General features: G+C 34.8%; 17 protein-coding genes. 2 read left to right on the top strand and 15 right to left on the bottom strand.

Translation table 11 applies throughout. From position 1 onward, the window contains the following. Positions 1–62 precede the first annotated feature (62 nt). Both MR053_RS04790 and MR053_RS04785 read left to right on the top strand, forming a co-directional pair. Positions 63–1,241, top strand: a complete 1,179-nt coding sequence (locus MR053_RS04790; RefSeq protein ID WP_242131304.1) for an acyl-CoA dehydrogenase family protein — start codon at positions 63–65, stop codon at positions 1,239–1,241. A gap of 96 nt (positions 1,242–1,337) precedes the next feature. Beyond that, positions 1,338–2,057 (top strand): SGNH/GDSL hydrolase family protein, encoded by a 720-nt coding sequence (locus tag MR053_RS04785; RefSeq protein WP_242131303.1) that lies wholly within the window; start codon positions 1,338–1,340, stop codon positions 2,055–2,057. Positions 2,058–2,232: 175 nt separating this feature from the next. Here the strand turns inward: MR053_RS04785 and MR053_RS04780 are convergent, their stop codons facing one another. From MR053_RS04780 to MR053_RS04710, 15 genes are all read right to left on the bottom strand, one after another. Then, positions 2,233–2,562 (bottom strand): 2Fe-2S iron-sulfur cluster-binding family protein, encoded by a 330-nt coding sequence (locus MR053_RS04780; RefSeq protein WP_242131302.1) that lies wholly within the window; start codon positions 2,560–2,562, stop codon positions 2,233–2,235. A gap of 158 nt (positions 2,563–2,720) precedes the next feature. Next, the gene (locus MR053_RS04775) at positions 2,721–3,059 is read right to left on the bottom strand and encodes a hypothetical protein (RefSeq protein WP_223549500.1); all 339 of its coding nucleotides are present in this window, start codon (positions 3,057–3,059) and stop codon (positions 2,721–2,723) included. Positions 3,060–3,064: 5 nt separating this feature from the next. Further along, the gene (locus MR053_RS04770) at positions 3,065–4,492 is read right to left on the bottom strand and encodes an NADH-quinone oxidoreductase subunit N (protein WP_242131301.1); all 1,428 of its coding nucleotides are present in this window, start codon (positions 4,490–4,492) and stop codon (positions 3,065–3,067) included. A 21-nt stretch (positions 4,493–4,513) separates the two neighbouring features. Further along, the gene (locus tag MR053_RS04765) at positions 4,514–6,001 is read right to left on the bottom strand and encodes a complex I subunit 4 family protein (RefSeq protein ID WP_242131300.1); all 1,488 of its coding nucleotides are present in this window, start codon (positions 5,999–6,001) and stop codon (positions 4,514–4,516) included. A 9-nt stretch (positions 6,002–6,010) separates the two neighbouring features. Continuing rightward, a complete protein-coding gene (gene nuoL / locus MR053_RS04760) occupies positions 6,011–7,939 on the bottom strand; it encodes an NADH-quinone oxidoreductase subunit L (protein WP_242131299.1) in 1,929 nt (642 codons plus the stop codon). A 9-nt stretch (positions 7,940–7,948) separates the two neighbouring features. Next, a complete protein-coding gene (gene nuoK, locus MR053_RS04755) occupies positions 7,949–8,266 on the bottom strand; it encodes an NADH-quinone oxidoreductase subunit NuoK (RefSeq protein ID WP_223549507.1) in 318 nt (105 codons plus the stop codon). Next, positions 8,263–8,787, bottom strand: coding sequence for an NADH-quinone oxidoreductase subunit J family protein (locus MR053_RS04750; protein WP_242131298.1), 525 nt, complete (start codon positions 8,785–8,787; stop codon positions 8,263–8,265). Before MR053_RS04750 ends, nuoK begins: the two co-directional genes overlap by 4 nt. A 4-nt stretch (positions 8,788–8,791) precedes the next feature. After that, positions 8,792–9,268 (bottom strand): 4Fe-4S binding protein, encoded by a 477-nt coding sequence (locus MR053_RS04745; protein ID WP_223549511.1) that lies wholly within the window; start codon positions 9,266–9,268, stop codon positions 8,792–8,794. A 3-nt stretch (positions 9,269–9,271) separates the two neighbouring features. Then, on the bottom strand, positions 9,272–10,330 hold the full coding sequence (nuoH, locus tag MR053_RS04740; protein WP_242131297.1) for an NADH-quinone oxidoreductase subunit NuoH: 1,059 nt from the start codon (positions 10,328–10,330) through the stop codon (positions 9,272–9,274). Between the two features lie 12 nt (positions 10,331–10,342). Continuing rightward, positions 10,343–11,467, bottom strand: coding sequence for an NADH-quinone oxidoreductase subunit D (locus MR053_RS04735; RefSeq protein ID WP_242131296.1), 1,125 nt, complete (start codon positions 11,465–11,467; stop codon positions 10,343–10,345). A gap of 3 nt (positions 11,468–11,470) precedes the next feature. Continuing rightward, entirely contained in the window at positions 11,471–12,037 is a 567-nt protein-coding gene (locus MR053_RS04730; RefSeq protein WP_242131295.1) for an NADH-quinone oxidoreductase subunit C, read from the bottom strand. Then, the gene (locus MR053_RS04725) at positions 12,034–12,603 is read right to left on the bottom strand and encodes an NADH-quinone oxidoreductase subunit B (RefSeq protein WP_449500931.1); all 570 of its coding nucleotides are present in this window, start codon (positions 12,601–12,603) and stop codon (positions 12,034–12,036) included. Before MR053_RS04725 ends, MR053_RS04730 begins: the two co-directional genes overlap by 4 nt. Then, complete coding sequence (locus tag MR053_RS04720; protein ID WP_223549518.1) at positions 12,594–12,944, bottom strand: NADH-quinone oxidoreductase subunit A; 351 nt, start codon at positions 12,942–12,944, stop codon at positions 12,594–12,596. Before MR053_RS04720 ends, MR053_RS04725 begins: the two co-directional genes overlap by 10 nt. Before the next feature lie 13 nt (positions 12,945–12,957). Next, positions 12,958–13,971 (bottom strand): 2-oxoacid:ferredoxin oxidoreductase subunit beta, encoded by a 1,014-nt coding sequence (locus tag MR053_RS04715; protein ID WP_242131294.1) that lies wholly within the window; start codon positions 13,969–13,971, stop codon positions 12,958–12,960. A gap of 1 nt (position 13,972) precedes the next feature. Next, a complete protein-coding gene (locus MR053_RS04710) occupies positions 13,973–15,829 on the bottom strand; it encodes a 2-oxoacid:acceptor oxidoreductase subunit alpha (protein ID WP_242131293.1) in 1,857 nt (618 codons plus the stop codon). Positions 15,830–15,941: the final 112 nt, after the last annotated feature.

The raw sequence follows: 15,941 nt of genomic DNA, 5'->3' as shown, positions 1-15,941 counted from the left end.
TGAATTTAATAAAATTTATGTGTTAGTTTTAAGAAATACGCATTTTAGATAAACGAAATAGAATGAAACCAGACCTATTTGAAGCTCCCGATTACTATGATTTAGACGATTTATTAACTGATGAACACAAATTGGTTAGAGATGCTTCCCGGGAATGGGTAAAGCGTGAAGTATCTCCTATTATTGAAGAGTATGCGCAAAAAGCAGAATTTCCTACACAAATTATAAATGGATTAGCAGAAATAGGGGCTTTTGGCCCTTATATCCCCATGAAATATGGTGGAGCTGGATTAGATCAAATTTCTTATGGGTTGATCATGCAGGAAATAGAGCGCGGCGACTCCGGTGTGCGTTCTACAGCATCAGTACAATCGTCCTTGGTCATGTATCCCATTTGGAAATATGGCAATGAAGAACAACGTGAAAAATACTTGCCCAAATTAGCTAGTGGTGAATGGATAGGTTGTTTTGGGCTTACAGAACCTGACTATGGAAGTAACCCTGGAGGTATGGTAACACATTTTAAAGATAAGGGAGACTATTATTTATTAAATGGTGCCAAAATGTGGATTAGTAATGCCCCTTTTGCACAAGTGGCTGTAGTTTGGGCTAAAAGTGAAGAAGGTCGTATTCACGGCCTCATTGTAGAACGTGGCATGGAAGGCTTTTCAACCCCCGAAACACATAACAAATGGTCCTTACGCGCATCGGCTACGGGAGAACTTATCTTTGATAATGTAAAAGTCCCGAAGGAAAATCTATTACCTAATAAATCGGGACTGGGTGCTCCACTGGGCTGTTTGGACTCAGCACGTTACGGTATTGCCTGGGGGGCTATTGGAGCTGCAATGGATTGTTATGACACTGCATTGCGTTATAGTAAGGAACGCATTCAATTTGGTAAACCCATTGGACAATTCCAATTACAGCAAAAAAAGTTAGCTGAAATGATAACCGAAATAACCAAAGCCCAATTACTGACATGGCGACTGGGTGTTTTACGTAATGAAGGCAGGGCCACTTCGGCACAAATATCTATGGCAAAGCGTAACAATGTGGATATGGCTATTAAAATTGCCCGTGAGGCTAGGCAAATGCTGGGCGGTATGGGTATTACTGGTGAATATAGCATTATGCGCCATTCTATGAACCTAGAAAGTGTTATTACTTACGAAGGCACGCATGATATTCATTTGTTGATTACTGGTCTGGACATTACAGGGCTTAATGCTTTTAAATAATTTTAAAATTTCTCAATACAGGCAAAATTATGCCTACTTAAACTTTTCATTAAAACAAAAGGTATAATTTATTTATATCTTTACGTAAAAGCTAAAATGAAAAAGATTCTTTATTTAGTGGTATGCTTAACTTTAACATATATTGGTTGTCATACACAACAATTAGAAGAAAACAACACAAAAGACATCGATGAAGAACTTCAAACAACTTTTAAAATTTTGGCTTTAGGTGACAGTTACACCATTGGACAAAGTGTGTGTGAAAGTTGTAAGTTTCCTGAACAATTAAAAGAACAATTGGCAAATTATTTTGGAAAAGATTACCAATTTGAATTAAAAGTCATTGCCAAAACAGGGTGGACGACAACAAATTTAATTAGTGCGATTGAAGAAGAAAACCTAGAAGATTCATTCGACTTAGTCACACTCTTGATTGGCGTTAATAATCAATATCAAAAAAAACCGTTTTCGATTTACGAGGATGAATTTCCAAAACTTGTAAATAAGTCCATTAATCTAGGAAAAAAAGACAAAAATAATTGCATTGTTATTTCCATTCCCGATTATGCTTACACTCCATTTGGAAATGGATATGAAAGTATTTCATTGGACATAGACAAGTACAATAATTTCGCCGAAAATTATTGTACATCAAAGGATATCACCTACGTAAATATTACAACAATAACTAGATTGGGATTAGATCAACCTGAGTTAGTGGCTTCAGATGGGTTACATCCGTCTGAAATAGCCTATAGCAAATTTGTAGAACTTCTATTACCTCATGCTATAAATAAACTTAAACAACGTGAATAATGAACTAAAGGATATAATACAAAAAGAGCACACAAGGTCACTTTCCGTAAAAGCGCTCTTAGCCAACTAACTATCTCTTTGTCAACTTCTAGATTATTCTCTTAACTAAATTAAAAAGAACTAAAACTGGACCTAAATTAATTTAGGTTTTTCTTATTATTAAACTTTAAAGTTTTCAACTCTCTGGTGCTAGTTCTAATTCCAATCCTTGCATGTCTGGTGTCATTTGAATTTGACACCCTAGTCTTGAATTCACCTTTACATCAAATGCTTCTAATAACATGGCTTCTTCTTCTTTACTCATTGACGGTAACTTAGTATCACTATTTATATAACATTGGCAAGACGCACACATGGCCATTCCTCCACAAATACCTATGGTGCCTTCCGGAGCTAATTCATAAGACCGAACTACTTCCATTAAATTCATAGCCATATCAGTTGGTGCTATAATTATATGTTTGTTTCCCTCCCTATCGGTTACTTTTATTGTAATATCACTCATTTTACTATTATTTGTTTTAGTGTTTGGACAAAAGTAAACCTATTTGTTTTTAATAACAATATTATTCCTATAGAATTAATAGGTATTAATAAATACAAAAAAATGAATGAATATGTATAGAAAAGTTAAAAATGAAGCGTTTTTACTAGATTAAAAAATTATTGGGGTTTTTGGTTGCCATTATTCCAATATTGGGGTTTAGAGTCTTCTGTTGCTTGTTCCCAATAGCCACGGGTTACCTTTTTACCATCAAAGGTTTCCAGTTTACGCTGGTAAACCCAAATGGTTGGATTAAACACCATATCGGTAACTGCAACAGTATAAAGTTGTGGGTCTTCTTCTGTTTTTCTTTTATCTTCTTGAATAATGACTTCAAATCCATTATATTCCAGTAGTTTTTTTAAAAACTCACTTCGATCTTTATCTACTCCCTTTTCAACAAAAGTCACTCTTGTATCTTCAATGGAACCGAATTTATGTTTACCTTCTAATGACATCTTTATCAATAAATAATTTTACTTAGTTCATAAATATAATCGTACAATGGACTGTAAATACCTAGAATTAAAATACCAACTACGGTAATAAGTAATCCCATTCTCATATACAATTTGGTTTTAAAATAAGGAATGGCATTGTCGCTTGTTCTTAAAAACATGGCTCTTACCACCAATAGATAATAGTACAATGAAATGGTCACATTAAACACCCCTAAAAACACCAAAAAATAATACCCTTCGCTTGCTGCTGCTGTAAACAAAAAGAATTTTCCAAAAAAACCTGCTACTGGCGGTATTCCTGCCAAAGAAAATAATGCCAACATCATTACCAAACTTAAGTTTGGATTAGTACGATACAATCCTTCATAATCCTTAATATTTTCCTTTCCTGTCTTAAGTGAAATGGCCTGTACAACTCCAAAGGCAGCTAAATTTGAAAATATGTATATTAAAACAAAATAGACTATAGTTGCAGTCCCTAATCGGTTTCCTATAATCAAGCCCAACAACACAAACCCAGCTTGTGCAATAGATGAAAATGCCAAAAAGCGTTTCATGTTTTGCTGGCGTAAAGCAAATAAATTACCTATAAACATGGTGGCTACAGCTATCACATATATCAAGTTTTCCCAAATTTGCATTAAAGGTTTTAACACGGTGAAGAGTAAAATCATCATTATAAAAATGGCTGCCCCTTTAGAAATAACTGATAAATAAGATGCAATACTAATTGGTGCACCTTCATAAACATCTGCTGTCCAAAAATGAAATGGCACTAATGAAATCTTGAACCCTAGTCCTGAAAAAAATAGTACTAATCCTAAAATTGAAAGATTGGAAGTGGCGGTTAAATTGGTTATATCATTAAAATATATTGAACCTGACATGGCATATAACATAGAAATACCAAACAAAATAGTACCTGAAGCAAGAGCTGAGGAGAGTATTAGTTTAATTCCTGATTCACTTGAAATTCGTTTTGAAGTTTCATAAGCAGCCAATGCAGCAACTGGTAAAACAGATAATTCCAAACCTAAATAAAACATTAAGAAATCACCTGAAGAAATCATGAAATACATTCCCAAAAGTGAGGAGAACAAAAGCATAAAAAACTCAACTCCTCTGTTTTCTTGAATGATTTTTTCTTGAATCCAATCTGCAGATTGCAACAACAATATAAGTACACCTATGTTTAGGACATTTTTAAAAAACTGAATCAATGCAGTGGTGTGAAACATCCCTCCAAAAAGACTTCCATATTCAATAGTTAAAAATCCAACAGCGGTATGAATACCAAACAAAAAAACAGATAGATGAACAATCGAGGTTTTCTTGTGCAGAGGTGTGAAAACTTCGGCTACAACCAAAATTAGAATGATGGCTAAAAGTAGCATTTCATGTCGCATCAATATAAAGCTATTAAAATCCATGTTTAATTTTATATTTTAATATTATAATACCCCTTGAATAAATGGTTCTAAACTTTTCATAATGATATCGCTTAACCAGAAAGGAACTACTCCAATTGCAATTACAGGAATCATTAATAACAACAGTCCTGTTTTTTCATACCAAGTCGCCTTGGGTAAATCTGTGACTTCATTTATCAATAACGGACCCATCATTACTTTTCCTACCAGTCTTAGAATATATACCGCTGTCACAACAATAGATGAAACTACTATAATGGTCAATATTCTATTAAACATATCTGGCTGTTGAAAAGCACCAACAAAAATGTTCATTTCTGCTACAAACCCACTGAATCCTGGCAATCCTAAATAAGCTAATCCTGTAATGACATAAATAGCACCAATAAATGGCAGTATTTTCATCATTCCTCCTAATTTAGCCACATCTCTAGTGTGCGTCCTGCCATAGATCATTCCAATAAGAGCAAAGAATAAGGCTGTTAACAAACCATGTGACAAAGACTGAATCATGGCACCGTTCCAAGCTATTTTATTAAGGGTTAATAAAGCAAACAACACCAAGCCTAAATGGCTCACAGATGCATAAGCATTTATATATTTTAAATCGGTTTGCTTGATGGCTGCAAAAGCACCATAAACCACTCCAAATGCTGCCAAAATAATAAAGAACCAAGACCAATGTAAAGCACCCGCTGGTAACAAATACATAGCAACCCTAAATACACCATAACCACCCAATTTCATCAATACACCTGCATGCAACATTGAAACTGCTGTTGGTGCAGAAGCATGCCCATCAGGTGACCAAGTATGGAAAGGGAACAAGGCGCTAATAACTGCAAAACCAACAAATACCAATGGGAAGAATAGTTTTTGAGCTGCAATTGGTATATTAACTTGGGCTATATCCAATATATTAAATGTTAGAGGCCCTCCATCTGCATTTGAATTAAAATAAATTCCTAAAATTCCAACCAACAAAATAGCTGAAGCACCCATCAGCATTAACGTTAATTTCATTGCCGAATATTCTCTCGGACCAGATCCCCAAATACCAATCAATAAATACATTGGTATTACCGCTATTTCAAAAAATACGAATAATGTGAAGAGATCAATGGATATAAAAACACCATAGACTCCCAATGATAATACGATAAGCGAAATGAAAAACTCTTTGGGAAGTTCTTTCATTTTCCATGAAATAAAGACACCTGCTAACACAACTATGGCTGTCAATGCTAAAAGAGCGACTGAAATACCATCTACTCCTATGTTATAGTGAATATTAAAGTTTTTAAACCAAACAACATCTTTAGTAAAGACCATGATGTCATCATTTACAGCACGTTCTTTTAGGTAGGCAAATACTAAATTAATTGCCATTGCCGCTTGAATGATACTTCCAATCATAGCAATTACTCGAGAGCGTTCCAAAGTTTTTGAAAATACTAATGCGACAACAGTTAGTATCGGTACGATTATGAAAAGAGATAAAATATCCATATTACTCGTTTAATTTGTCCATAAATAAATAAACACCAATGCCAATACAACAGCTCCAGCTATAAATGAGAATGCATAATCCTGAACCCTTCCAGATTGCAAACCTTTTATTTTTTCTGAAGTCCAAACTGTTTTATTACCGATGCCAACCATTGTTCCGTCAACATATTTCCTGTCGAATTTTGCAAACGGCGCAGAGATCCATTTGAAAATGATGTTTTTTGTGATAAACAAATAAATTTCATCAAAGTAAAATTTATCATAAGCCCATCTGTATAAAGCTCCAAAAGCATTTGCATATTTATCTGATAAGCTGTTTTCTTTTTTATAGAAAGCCCAGGCCAATACAATTCCAATTAATCCAACTGTAGTTGCAATGGCTGCTAAAGGATAATTTAAATGTGCTTCAAAGCCTATCTTATCAGATGTTACAAATTCACTGAAAGGGATAAAACCTACTACAATACTCAATAGAGCTAAAAACAATAGTGGAAACGTCATTGACAATGGAGATTCTTTTGGGGCATGATCATATGCTTTTTCTTTGCTCCAGAATATTCCGAAGTAAATTCTAAACATATAAAAAGCAGTCAATCCAGCTACAAAAACACTTGAACAATATATAAGTATGTTATTTTCGAAGGCAGCTACCAAAATTTCATCCTTACTCCAGAATCCTGCAAAAGGTGGAACACCTGCAATGGCTAAGGATGCAATTAAAAACGTAATATTGGTAATTGGCATATACTTTCTGAGTCCACCCATATCTTTTAAATAATTGCTGTGAACTGCATGAATAACAGACCCAGCACCAAGGAATAGAAGTGCCTTAAACATGGCATGTGTGAACAAGTGGAACATGGAAGCCATATAACCTAGCCCTTCATGCCCTTCGTAACCTGAAACTCCAAGAGCTAACATCATATAACCCAATTGAGACATGGTAGAAAAAGCCAGGACACGTTTAATATCGTTTTGTGTTATGGCTATAATTGCAGCAAATAGTGAAGAAATAGCTCCTACATAAGCCACAATGTTAAGGGCAAAACCATCTTCAACAAAATAAAACATTGGGAACAATCTAGCTACCAAAAATACTCCGGCAACAACCATTGTAGCTGCATGTATCAATGCTGAAACCGGTGTTGGCCCTTCCATAGCATCGGGTAACCAAATATGAAATGGTAACATGGCTGATTTACCAGCTCCGCCCATAAAAATTAAAATTAAGGCCCAAGTAATAACTGACAATCCCATAAAGGATGTAGAAGCCCAATTTAAAAGTAAACTTCCACCTTCAGGGCTTACAGCATTTAAGGTTTCAAAATCAAAAGTGCCAGTTGTAAAACCTACAATTAAAATTCCTACAAGAAAACCAAAATCTGCAAAACGTGTTACGATAAATGCTTTTTTTGCTGCAGCAACTGCAGATGGTTTGGTATAGTAATACCCAATCAACAAAAACGAAGATACTCCAACCAATTCCCAAAATATGTATATCTGAAAGAGATTTGTTGCCAAAACCAATCCATACATTGAGAAGGTAAACAATGATAAGAAAGAAAAAAACCTAGTGTAACCATCATCTCCTTTCATGTAACCTCGACTGTAAATGTGAACCATCAATGAAACCACTGATACAACCACCAACATCATCACAGAAATTGGATCAACAAGTATTCCCATATCAATTTGTAGGGTTTCAGTGAATTTCATCCATACTGCTTTCTCAATAAAAGTTTGGTAAACCCCATCCATTTTACCACTTACAAAAAAGTATTGATAAGCAGCATAAAATGATAAAGAGGAAGATACCAAAAGGCCAAGCACGCCAATATATCCTGATACAGCTGGTTTTATTTTCTGATTAAAAAGCCCTAACAATATAAATACTGCTAAAGGAATAAACGGAACTAATATTATATAACTAATGTCCATATCTAAGAATTAATACTTCATGACTTCAGTGTCCTTAACCTCAACAGAACTTATCTGCCTGTAAAGATTAATTATAATAGCTACTGCCAAAGCAGTTTCTGCTGCTGCAACAGCTATAATAAATATTGAAAACAATACGCCTTGTAACATATCTGGGTATAAATATTTGTTGATTACTACAAAATTTACAACCGATGCATTTAAAATCATTTCAATAGAAATTAAAATTGAAATCAGATTTTTTCTAGTCAAAAACCCATACACTCCAACAAAAAACAATATAGTGGTGAGGGTTAAAATTTCATATATAGATATTCCTTCAATCATATTGTTTCTTCATTTTTATCTGATAATTTTTTTCCTTTAGCAATTACAATTGCACCTATCATAGCTGCCAATAAAACCACACTTATGACTTCAAAAGGTAAAATAAAACCTCCTTCACCATAGCCTAAAAGTTTTGAACCTATTTGAGCTGTAGTGGTTATGTTTGAATTTTCAACAACTTTAAATGGATAAGAATATATGGTTGTCAAAAACACTCCTATACCAATCAAACAACCTATTGCAGTAATAATTTGTCTAATTGGTTTTGCCATGTCCAATTTCAATTCGATATGATGAACCAAAAGCACTGAGAAAATGATAAGTACTATAATCCCTCCAGCGTAAACCGTTAATTGAATTGCGGCAAGAAAATTATAATCTATTAAAAAGAAAATGCCTGCAACTCCACAAAGAACAAACAATAAATAAATCACAGATCGAAGCATTTTTCTACTGGTTACAGCGGTAATTGCAAATACAATCATCATTACTGCCAAAATGTAAAATATAATTTTTTCCATACTCTTATTCTTCTACTCCAGGAGCTAATCTTGACCCCGGTTTGTTTAATACTCTTGTTAGCTTAGTTCTATCATATACCGAATTTTCAAAATTCTGGCCCCATTTGATGGCATCGGTTGGGCATGCATCAATACACAATCCACACATGGTACACATACTTAAATGATAAACAAACTTGTCAATTTTCTTCTTGTTTTTACCTGTATATTCATCAATACCCCTATCCCAAACAATCTCAATAGTTCCATTTGGACAAGCAATTTCACACTTTTGGCAACCCGTGCATCTATGCTGATTGTTATCGTCATGTGGCATAATAACCTCACCGCGAAAACGATCGAACATTTTTAAGGTTGCTCTGTTGTCTGGATATTGTTGTGTGATGGCTCCTTTTCTTGAGTGTAGAAAATATTTTCCGGTAACACTCATTCCTGTTAACAGGGTTTTCACGCCCTTATATATATCTGAAAAATAACTCATACTTTAAAACTTAATTGTTAAGTTAAGCCAAACAATCAATGCCATAATCACAATATTTACAAGATTTATTGGTAACAAATATTTCCATTCCAATGTAAGCAATTGGTCTACTCTTAGCCTAGGGAATGTCCATCTAAACCACATCATTAAGAATACCAAAACCATTGCTTTTGCTAAAAACCAAAACACACCCAACCATGGAATTGATTCTGTAATTCCGAATGGTGACAACCAAGCTCCAAAAAAAACAGTTGTTGCAATAGATGCTATAATGAACATGTTTATAAATTCAGCTAAAAAGAAATAAGCGAATTTCATTCCAGAATATTCCGTGTGGAATCCAGCTCCCAATTCAGATTCAGCTTCCACCAAATCAAAAGGCGCCCTATTGGTTTCTGCTGTTCCTGCAATCATATATACCATAAATGCTATAATTGCTGGTATGTGACCTTGTAGAATCAACCAACCGCCTTGTCTTTGTACCTCAACAATTTCGGACAATTGTAAAGACCCGGTAATTAATATCATCGTTAAAAGGGACAACCCAACTGAAAGTTCATAGCTTATGGTTTGCACACCACTACGCATGGCACCAATTAGAGCAAACTTATTGTTACTTGCCCATCCACCCAACAAAATACCAATTACACCAATGGAAGAAACAGCTATTAAAAAGAATATTCCAATATTAATATCGAAGGCTTGAATCTGTTTAGAAAATGGGAAAACCGCCAAACTCATTAATGCTGTAATAATGACAAAATAAGGTGCCAAATTATAAAGTAATTTATCAGCTTTTATAGTACCCGTCAATTCTTTTGAAACCAATTTCAAGGCATCTGCCATAGTTTGCAGAAGTCCTTGGTAACCTACTCTGTTTGGACCAATCCTCAATTGAAACCATGCTGCTACTCGACGTTCCAATAAAACTAAAAATAAGCCTGCTACAGCAAAAAATGTCAAATACCCTAAAGCTATCAATAGAATCTCTAAAATACTCAAAGACTCTTTAGCTGTGGTGCTTAAAATCAAAAAGTAACTACTGTTAATAATACTTGTCATGGTTAAATAATATTATCGATCTATATCTGGTATCACTAAATCCAATGTTGCCATAATCGCTACCAAATCTCCTATTTTGCTTCCAACAGCCATATGATTTAAAGCTGATAAATTTGAAAATCCTGGTGAACGGAATTTTAAACGGTAAGGATTTTTGGTTCCTGTACTTATAATATAGACTCCAAGTTCACCTCGAGCCGTTTCTACTTTTTGATAAAACTCCCCTTTTGGTAATTTGATAACCGCATTTGTCTTTACCCTATACTCCCCTTCAGGAATATTGTCGATTAACTGTTCAACCACATATAACGACTCCCATAATTCTTGAATCCTTACTTGATAACGAGCAAAAGTGTCGCCTTCAGTTCTTAAAACTTCATTGAAATCTACTCTGTCAAAAGCACTATAAGGATGATACTTTCTAACATCACAAGAATAACCTGAAGCACGACCAACAGGACCTGAAACTCCAAATGAAATAGCATCTTCTTTAGATAAAATCCCTACACCCTTTGTTCGCTTTTGGAAGATGACGTTTTCAGATAAAAGTCTGTCATATTCTGGAATTTTAGTTTTAAAGTGGTCAATAAATTTTTTAACTCTACCAACAAAGTTTGGATGGATATCGTACATCAATCCACCAGGAACGTTATAATTCATGGTCAATCTTGCACCACAAGTTTCTTCAAAAATATCATTGAGCATCTCTCTATCCCTAAAGCCATAAAAATAGGTCGTCAAAGCTCCAACATCCATTCCCATAACACCCCACCACAAACAGTGCGATGAAATTCTAGTAAGCTCTCCAATAATGGTTCTGATCACTTTAACTCGATCAGGTATTTCTAGTTGCAAAGCTTTTTCTACAGTCAAACAAACGGCTTCGTTATTAATGTTTGCAGACAGATAATCCATTCGATCAGTTAAATGTACTATTTGTTGATAGCTGTCACGCTCGCACATTTTTTCAATTGAACGATGAATATACCCAAGATCTGGTTCTACTTTTTTAATAATTTCTCCATCAATGGTCAACAAAAGGTTTAAAACTCCATGGGTTGCTGGATGCTGAGGCCCCATATTGATTTGATATGGCTCAGTTTTAAAGTCTTTGTCTATTTCGATAAATTCTTTCATAGCTTACATTATAACCATGTTAACATCATCTACATAATCTTTCCTTAATGGAAAACCTTCCCAGTTTTCTGTCAAGAAAAGACGTTTTAAATTGGGATGATTATTGAATTTAATTCCAAAAAAATCAAACACTTCGCGTTCATGAAATTCGGCAGTTCTCCAGATATCCCAAACAGAATCAAAGTTTGGGTTTTCTCTGTCTGATGTCTTAACTTTTACCACAATAGCATGTCTGTTTACGGTTGATTCTAAATGGTAAACAACCCCAAGTTCTGGTTCCCAATCCATACCTGTTAAACAGAACAAATAATCAAAGCATGTTTGCTCATTACTTCTTAATTGCCCCATTAATCTATAAAGGTGTTCGGGTTGTACTGTGATATTTAGGAATTCAGAACCTTCATCAGTAAATTCCAAAAGGCTTTTGTTTATTGGTTGAGAAGGTTTGGATTGTGCTTCTGTTTGTTCTGTAACTTCTGGATTCTCTTTAGTTTCAGAAGTTACTTCTGTGGCTTCAGGGTTAGGAAACCAACTTCCTATTAGATTTTGTAGTTCTTGGTTTGTCATCATTTTTTATAAAATCCTTCGTCAAAACCTTCTATAGGATTGACTTTTTTCTTCATATTTTCAGTTCGTATCTTATCCTGCAACATAAGCATTCCTTCCAATAATGCTTCCGGTCTCGGTGGGCATCCAGGAACATAAACATCGACTGGAATCACATGATCAGCACCTTTTACAACAGAATAGGTGTTGTAAAAAAACGGCCCACCGGAAATGGCACAAGCTCCCATAGCTATGACATATTTTGGTTCAGCCATTTGATCGTAAAGACGTCGTAATACTGGAGCCATTTTATTAACAATGGTACCAGCAATAATGATTAAATCTGCTTGTCTTGGAGAAGGTCTTGCCACTTCAAACCCAAATCGTGAATAATCGTGTCTTGCTGCACCTGTTTGCATCATTTCAATAGCACAACAGCTTGTTCCAAAATACAATGACCATAGTGAATTGGAACGCCCCCAATTGATAATTTTATCCAATTGAGTCACTACTATATTAGCCCCATTTCCTGCTTCAATTACTTTTCCCGGAAAATCTTCCGGCATTTTATATGTATTGTCTACTCCCATTTTAAAGCTCCTTTTTTCCATGCGTACAACAGACCTAAACCTAAGATTATTAAAAATATTAGTATTTCAATAAAAGCTACACTCCCTATATCCTTAAACACAACAGCCCAAGGCACCAAAAAGGCAACCTCAACATCAAATACTAAAAATAAAATAGCAAAAAGGTAATACCCTACTTTAAATTGGACCCAAGTTGGCCCTTTGGTTACCATTCCACTTTCATAAGGTTCTCTTTTTTGTGGATTATCAGATTTTGGAGAAATTAAATTCGATAAAAAATTTGCACCAGCAACCAGAACTACTCCAGCTAGAAAAAAAACGATAATGGCTTCTGAACCCATAATTATATTTTAATTAAATAACTTGATACACATCTCCAGAAAAGAACAGATCATCTGTTTTTCTAAATTTTGAATTTGCCTTTACTTTAGCAGTTTGTTCATCTTCTCTAACTACAAAGGTCATTTCCTCAAAGCTTCTTATAATTCCAGTTACTAAAGGATATTTTGATCTCACCAACATTTGATGTAATGTTGGATCCTCTTCTTTAGCATTATGAATTAAAATATCTTCTTCCTTTATTCCATTTTCACCAATTGTGACTACTTCCAATTTAAGACCTTTGAGTATTAATCCCTTGTTACGTTGTTTACCAAAGATCATGGGTTTACCATGCTCAACAAATAATTGTCTATCCTCTCTTACTTCTTTATTTGTGAACTCATCATAAGCTCCATCATTAAAAATTGGACAGTTTTGCATGACTTCAATTAAAGAAGTGCCTTTAAATTTTACAGTTTCTATAAAAATCTGGGTCATTTCTTTAGGTGTGTTTCCTCCTACTCTTGCAAAAAATCTTGCTTGAGACCCTATAGCCAATTCACCAGCTGAAAAAGGAGGCTGTGTATTTCCATATGGTGACGATTTAGTTTTTTGTCCCAATAATGAAGTTGGTGAAAATTGACCTTTAGTCAAACCGTATATTTCATTATTGAACATTACTATATTTAAATCGATATTTCTACGTAGTACATGAATAAAATGGTTCCCACCTATAGCCATTGAATCACCGTCGCCTGTAATGACCCAAACACTCAAATTAGGATTTGCCAATTTTACACCAGTAGCTATGGCTGGGGCCCTACCATGAATTCCGTGCATTCCATAAGTATTCATGTAATATGGGAAACGTGAAGAACATCCTATACCAGAAATAAAAACCACGTCTTCTCTTTTAACTCCCATTTCTGGTAATGCTTTTTGCATAGATCTTAAAATAACATAGTCATCACAACCCGGGCACCATCTTACTTCCTGATCACTTTCAAAATCCTTGTAAGTATATTTTTTTTCTATTGTAGTTTCCATATTATTTTAACAATTGTTTAAACTTTTCTTCTAGCTCTTGGTTACCAAATGGCAAGCCTTGAATTTTATTAAATTGAGTAAGGTTCAGTCCGTCAAAATTCATTTTTAATACTTTAACAAATTGACCCGAATTTAATTCACACACCACGATCTTCTTGAATCGTTTTAAAACGGCTTCAGTATTTTTTGGAAGTGGATTGATATAATTAAAATGAGCATAACCTATATTTTTATGTCCATTTTCATTCATGTGTTTTACTGCAGAATGTAATGAGCCGTAAGTACCTCCCCAACCAACTACCAATAAATCACCTTCATTGGCAAACTCTGTTTTTAATTCAGGTATATAATTTTGAACACGTTTAACTTTTTCTGCCCTTTTTTTGGTCATGTATTCATGATTTTCAGGTACATAAGATACATTCCCACTAATTCTGTCTTTTTCAAGGCCGCCAACGCGATGTTCTAATCCGGGAGTTCCAGGAACAGCCCAATTACGGGCAAGTGAATCTTCGTCTCTATCATAAGGATGCCAATCTTCACTGGCCTCTTTTATGATTTTATGTTTTATCTCAGGCATTTCATTTACTGATTTTATTTTCCAAGGAGCAGATCCATTGGCAATATATCCGTCAGTCAATAAAATTACTGGAGTCATGTGCTCCAAGCTAAGTTTTGCAGCTTGAAAAGCATAATCAAAACAGTTAGCTGGTGTGCTTGCAGCGATTACAATAACCGGACTTTCTCCATTTCTACCATATAATGCCTGGAGTAAATCGGATTGTTCGGTTTTAGTTGGCAAACCAGTTGAAGGTCCACCACGTTGTACATTTACAATTACCAAAGGTAATTCTATCATCATAGCAAGACCAATAGCTTCACCTTTAAGTGCTAAACCCGGTCCAGAAGTTGTTGTTATTGCCAAATCTCCTGCAAATGCAGCTCCAATTGCCGATGTTATTCCCGCAATTTCGTCTTCAGCTTGAAGTGATTTAACACCAAAATGTCTGTGTTTCACTAATTCGTGAAGAATATCTGAAGCCGGAGTAATAGGATAAGATCCCAAAAACAATTCTAATCCAGCTTTCTCTGCTGCAGCTAAAAACCCCCATGCAGTTGCCGTATTACCCATAATAATTCTATAGGTTCCAGAAGGCATTTTTGCGGGTGAAATTGTGTAGGCATTTGGAATTAACTCCAATGTCTCAGCAAAATAATATCCAGTATTTAATACTTTCGTGTTAGCTTCTATAATACTTGGTGAAGATTTAAATTTCTTGTTAAAAAAGGATATAGTATGCTCAGGAGAACGATTATACATCCAATACACCATTCCTAAAGCAAACATATTTTTAGTTCTGGTTATGGTTTTATTATCGAGCCCTTCAACACTCTTTAAAGCTTCTTTAGTCAAAGACGTCATAGCAACTTCAATAACCCTATAATTTGACAAACTACCATCCTCTAACGGATTAGTTTCATATTGGGCTTTTTCCAAATTTTTCCTAGTAAAGGCATCTGTATCTACAATAATTGTATGACCAGGCTTAACAGCATGTAAGTTGGTCTTTAAACCCGCCGGATTCATAGCCACCAATAAATCGACTTCATCTCCAGGTGTACTAATTTCAACACTACCTATATGCACTTGAAAGCCCGAAACCCCATACAGGCTTCCTTGGGGTGCCCTAATCTCGGCAGGGTAATTTGGGAAGGTGGCAATATCGTTACCAAACATTGCTGAGGTATCAGAAAATTGTGTTCCAGTTAATTGCATCCCATCTCCAGAATCCCCAACAAATCTAATAATAACAGCCTCTAAAGTTTCTGGTTGGTTTTTTGTTAAAGGTGTATTCATACTGTAAGAAGAATTAAAAAAATTAGCTAAATTTACCTAAATATTAGTAAATTTATACATTGAAGCCCTAAAATTAATTCAACTTTTTAACACGAAACATGACATTTATCAC

This window comes from Aestuariivivens marinum (genome assembly GCF_022662175.1).
Classification (GTDB): Bacteria; Bacteroidota; Bacteroidia; order Flavobacteriales; family Flavobacteriaceae; genus Aestuariivivens; species Aestuariivivens marinum.
Note: the sequence above shows the minus strand (reverse complement) of the source record. Positions and strands in the feature narration are given on the sequence as shown.

What these genes read in the sequence shown, in the direction of transcription:
- MR053_RS04735 (WP_242131296.1), bottom strand. Translation starts at nt 11,467, where the DNA reads ATGAAAGAATTTATCGAAATAGACAAAGACTTTAAAACTGAGCCATAT.
- MR053_RS04775 (WP_223549500.1), bottom strand. Translation starts at nt 3,059, where the DNA reads ATGTCATTAGAAGGTAAACATAAATTCGGTTCCATTGAAGATACAAGA.
- MR053_RS04780 (WP_242131302.1), bottom strand. Translation starts at nt 2,562, where the DNA reads ATGAGTGATATTACAATAAAAGTAACCGATAGGGAGGGAAACAAACAT.
- MR053_RS04745 (WP_223549511.1), bottom strand. Translation starts at nt 9,268, where the DNA reads ATGAGTTATTTTTCAGATATATATAAGGGCGTGAAAACCCTGTTAACA.
- MR053_RS04785 (WP_242131303.1), top strand. Translation starts at nt 1,338, where the DNA reads ATGAAAAAGATTCTTTATTTAGTGGTATGCTTAACTTTAACATATATT.
- MR053_RS04730 (WP_242131295.1), bottom strand. Translation starts at nt 12,037, where the DNA reads ATGATGACAAACCAAGAACTACAAAATCTAATAGGAAGTTGGTTTCCT.
- nuoK (WP_223549507.1), bottom strand. Translation starts at nt 8,266, where the DNA reads ATGATTGAAGGAATATCTATATATGAAATTTTAACCCTCACCACTATA.
- MR053_RS04710 (WP_242131293.1), bottom strand. Translation starts at nt 15,829, where the DNA reads ATGAATACACCTTTAACAAAAAACCAACCAGAAACTTTAGAGGCTGTT.
- MR053_RS04765 (WP_242131300.1), bottom strand. Translation starts at nt 6,001, where the DNA reads ATGGATATTTTATCTCTTTTCATAATCGTACCGATACTAACTGTTGTC.
- nuoL (WP_242131299.1), bottom strand. Translation starts at nt 7,939, where the DNA reads ATGGACATTAGTTATATAATATTAGTTCCGTTTATTCCTTTAGCAGTA.
- nuoH (WP_242131297.1), bottom strand. Translation starts at nt 10,330, where the DNA reads ATGACAAGTATTATTAACAGTAGTTACTTTTTGATTTTAAGCACCACA.
- MR053_RS04750 (WP_242131298.1), bottom strand. Translation starts at nt 8,787, where the DNA reads ATGGAAAAAATTATATTTTACATTTTGGCAGTAATGATGATTGTATTT.
- MR053_RS04715 (WP_242131294.1), bottom strand. Translation starts at nt 13,971, where the DNA reads ATGGAAACTACAATAGAAAAAAAATATACTTACAAGGATTTTGAAAGT.
- MR053_RS04790 (WP_242131304.1), top strand. Translation starts at nt 63, where the DNA reads ATGAAACCAGACCTATTTGAAGCTCCCGATTACTATGATTTAGACGAT.
- MR053_RS04720 (WP_223549518.1), bottom strand. Translation starts at nt 12,944, where the DNA reads ATGGGTTCAGAAGCCATTATCGTTTTTTTTCTAGCTGGAGTAGTTCTG.
- MR053_RS04725 (WP_449500931.1), bottom strand. Translation starts at nt 12,603, where the DNA reads ATGGGAGTAGACAATACATATAAAATGCCGGAAGATTTTCCGGGAAAA.
- MR053_RS04770 (WP_242131301.1), bottom strand. Translation starts at nt 4,492, where the DNA reads ATGGATTTTAATAGCTTTATATTGATGCGACATGAAATGCTACTTTTA.